This is a genomic window from Mesorhizobium sp. M7A.F.Ca.CA.003.01.2.1 (assembly GCF_003998945.1).
In the GTDB taxonomy this organism is placed as follows: domain Bacteria; phylum Pseudomonadota; class Alphaproteobacteria; order Rhizobiales; family Rhizobiaceae; genus Mesorhizobium; species Mesorhizobium ciceri.
In genome coordinates this window covers 1-3,089 of sequence record NZ_RZRA01000703.1, presented here as the reverse complement: position 1 = coordinate 3,089, position 3,089 = coordinate 1, and the positions used below count along the sequence as shown (strand labels likewise).

Sequence of the window (3,089 nt, the reverse complement as noted above, 5' to 3'; positions counted from 1 at the left end):
GAACCGGATCGAGCCCGATGTCGGCCGATCCAGCGCCAGGATCATGCGGGCGAGCGTCGACTTGCCGCAGCCGGAGCGACCAACCAGTGCCACTGACTGACTCGGCGCCATCGACAGCGAGACGTCGTCGACGGCGCGGATACCAGGCGCGCGCTTGAACAGCGAAGTGCGCCGGCCGGGATAGTCGCGGGTCACGCCCTCGACCTGAAGCAAAGGGCGGCCCGTCTCGATGCCATGCGGCCTGGCGCGCGCCGGCACATGCATCGAGGCCTGCGCCAACTGGCGCGTGTAGGGGTGGAGCTGTTCGGATAGCGTGCGTGCGGTGTCGCCGGCTTCCATCACCTCGCCGCGGCGCAGGATGGTGATGCGGTCAGCCATCTCGGTCACCACGGCGAGGTCATGCGAGATCAGGAGCAGGCCCATGCGGCTCTCCGCGACGAGGTCGCGCAAAAGGTCGAGGATTTGTGCCTGCAGCACCACGTCGAGCGCCGTCGTCGGTTCGTCGGCGATCAGCAGCTTCGGCTTCAGCGCGCAGGCGATGGCGATGACGACGCGCTGGCGCTGGCCGCCCGACAGTTCGTGCGGATAGCGCGACAGCGGGAATTTCGCTTCGGGCAAGCCGACACGGTCGAGCATTTTTCGCGCCCGGTCTTCGGCCTCGGCGCGGCTGGCCCTGGTGTGCCAGCGTATGCCTTCGGCAACCTGCTCGCCGATGGTCTTGACCGGATTGAGCGCGGTCATCGGCTCCTGGAACACCATGCCGATGTCGTCGCCGCGCAGCGCACACATCTGGTCCTCGGTTGCTGCCAGGATGTCGATGCCGTCGAATGTGACACGTCCGCTGGCGCGCGCGGCATGGGGCAGAAGCTGCATCACCGTCAGCGCGGTCATCGATTTGCCGGAACCGGATTCGCCGACCAGCCCCATCACCTCACCGGGCGCGACGGAAAGCTCCACACCCTTGAGGATCTGCGTGTCGCCGATGGTCAGCGACAGGTTCTCGATGTCGAGCAGGCTCATCGCTGCCGCCGCGATTTCGGATCGAGGATGTCGGCGATGCCGTCGCCCAGGAGGTTCAGCCCCAGCACGGCGACAACGATCGCCATGCCCGGAAAGATCGCCATCCATGGCGCCACCACCATGCGGGTCTGCGCGTCGAACAGCATGCGGCCCCAGCTCGGCATTGGCGGTTGCGCACCCAGGCCCAGATAGGAAAGCCCGGCCTCGGCCAGGATGCCCAGCGCGAACTGGATGGTGCCTTGCACCAGAAGCAGCGTGGCGATATTGGGCAGCACATGTTCGATTGTGATCTGCGTGCTGCTCTTGCCGGCGGCGCGTGCGGCGAGAATGAACTCGCGCGGCCAGATCGCCAGCGCGCCGGCCCGGGCGACGCGCGCAAAGACCGGGATGTTGAAGATGCCGATGGCGATGATGGCGTTGACGGCGCCCGGTCCGAAGATGGCGGTGATCATGATCGCCGACAGCAAAGCCGGGAAGGCGAAGACGAGGTCGTTCAGCCGCATCAGCGCCTCGTCGACGGGGCCGCCGCGTGCCGCGGCAAAGGCGCCGAGCGGCACGCCGACCCCCATGCCGATGCCGACCGCGACCAGCGCCACGGCAATCGAATTGCGGGCGCCGACCATGACCATCGACAGGATGTCGCGGCCGAAATGGTCGGTGCCGAACCAGTGCGCCAGCGAGGGCGCTTGCGTCTTATCCGATATCACCAGTTTCGTGACGTCATAGGGCGTCCAGGCATAGGAGACGACAGCCATTGCCAGGATCAGCAGGGTGATGACGAAACCGGCAACGAAGGCGGTATTCCCGAACGCCTTGCTCAGGATGCTGCCGAACGTCTCTTCTGATATGTCGATGTGCAGTGTCATTGCCGGCTTCTCAGGCGCGGATCGACGACCGCATAGGAAAGGTCGACCAGCAGATTGACGGCGATGACGGCGGCGACCAGCAGCATGACGACGCTTTCGACGACGATCAGGTCGCGCTGGGTGATGGCCTGGAACACCAGCCTGCCGAGGCCGGGCAGATAGAAAACATTCTCGATGATGATGGTGCCGGCAAGCAGGAAGGCGAACTGCAGGCCCAGAATGGTCAGCACCGGAATCATGGCGTTGCGCAGCGCGTGCCGCCACAGCACAGCTCGGTAGGGCAGACCCTTGGCGCGGGCGGTACGAATATAGTCCTCGTTCAGCACCTCGATCAGCGCCGAGCGGGTGACGCGCGCCAGAATCGCGGCTTGCGGCAAGGCAAGCGCCAACGCCGGCAGCAGCAGCGACTTCAAGGCTGGCCAGACGCCGGCACTCCAGCCGGGAAAGCCGCCAGCAGGAACCAGCCGCAGCCAGACGGCGAAGACATAGATCAGCATCAGCGCGAACCAGAAATTGGGCACGGCGACGCCAAGCTGTGCGGCGCCCATGGAAATCGTATCACCGGCCCGTCCACGCCGGCTGGCGGAAAACAGGCCGACGGGAATCGCGATGAGGGTGGAGAGCGCAAGCGCAATCAGCGCCAGCGGCAGCGAGACGGCCAGCCGCTCGCGAACCAGACCGATGACCGGCACCGAATAGGTGTAGGAGCGGCCGAAATCGAGGCTGAGCAGGCCGCCCGCCCAGTGCAGATAGCGCCAAGCCAGCGGCGCGTTGAGGCCCATCTGGTTGCGCAGCAACTCGACCTGGTCGGCACTGGCATTCAGGCCCAGCATTAGCCGCGCCGGATCGCCGGGCAGGACCTCCAGGACGGCGAACACCACCATGGAAGCCAGCACCAGCGTGGCGATGGCGATGGCGAGGCGTTTTAGGAGGTAGGCGGTCATGGAAGGTGGGGGATCATTCGCTCCACTTCACCTTGGTCAAATCATTGGCCTGGATCGGGGCGTTTTCCCACAGCCCTTGCAGCTTGGCGTCCCAGACGCCGATCTTCGGCAATTCATAGAGGAAGCCGACCACCGCATCGTCGGCCAGGATCTTCTGCGCTTGCCCCAGCAATTCCTTGCGCTTGGCTTCGTCGGAGGTGACGCCGAGATCGGCAATCACGTTGTCGAAGGCCGGGTTGTCGTAGTTGAAGTAATAATC

3 protein-coding genes and 1 pseudogene are annotated in these 3,089 nt (G+C 65.2%); all 4 read right to left on the bottom strand.

What is annotated here, in order from left to right:
• Nucleotides 1–1,020 (bottom strand): ATP-binding cassette domain-containing protein (locus tag EN969_RS24000; RefSeq protein WP_164758448.1); only part of this gene is annotated, 1,020 nt, incomplete at its 3' end.
• Nucleotides 1,017–1,886, bottom strand: a complete 870-nt coding sequence (locus EN969_RS23995) for an ABC transporter permease (protein ID WP_063168182.1) — start codon at nt 1,884–1,886, stop codon at nt 1,017–1,019. The genes EN969_RS24000 and EN969_RS23995, both read right to left, overlap by 4 nt.
• Complete coding sequence (locus EN969_RS23990; protein WP_063168181.1) at nt 1,883–2,830, bottom strand: ABC transporter permease; 948 nt, start codon at nt 2,828–2,830, stop codon at nt 1,883–1,885. Before EN969_RS23990 ends, EN969_RS23995 begins: the two co-directional genes overlap by 4 nt.
• A 13-nt stretch (nt 2,831–2,843) precedes the next feature.
• Nucleotides 2,844–3,089: pseudogene (locus EN969_RS23985) on the bottom strand (ABC transporter substrate-binding protein); the annotation flags it as partial.

Coding starts and splice junctions, on each gene's coding strand:
- EN969_RS23995 (WP_063168182.1), bottom strand. CDS start 1,886: ATGACACTGCACATCGACATATCAGAAGAGACGTTCGGCAGCATCCTG.
- EN969_RS23990 (WP_063168181.1), bottom strand. CDS start 2,830: ATGACCGCCTACCTCCTAAAACGCCTCGCCATCGCCATCGCCACGCTG.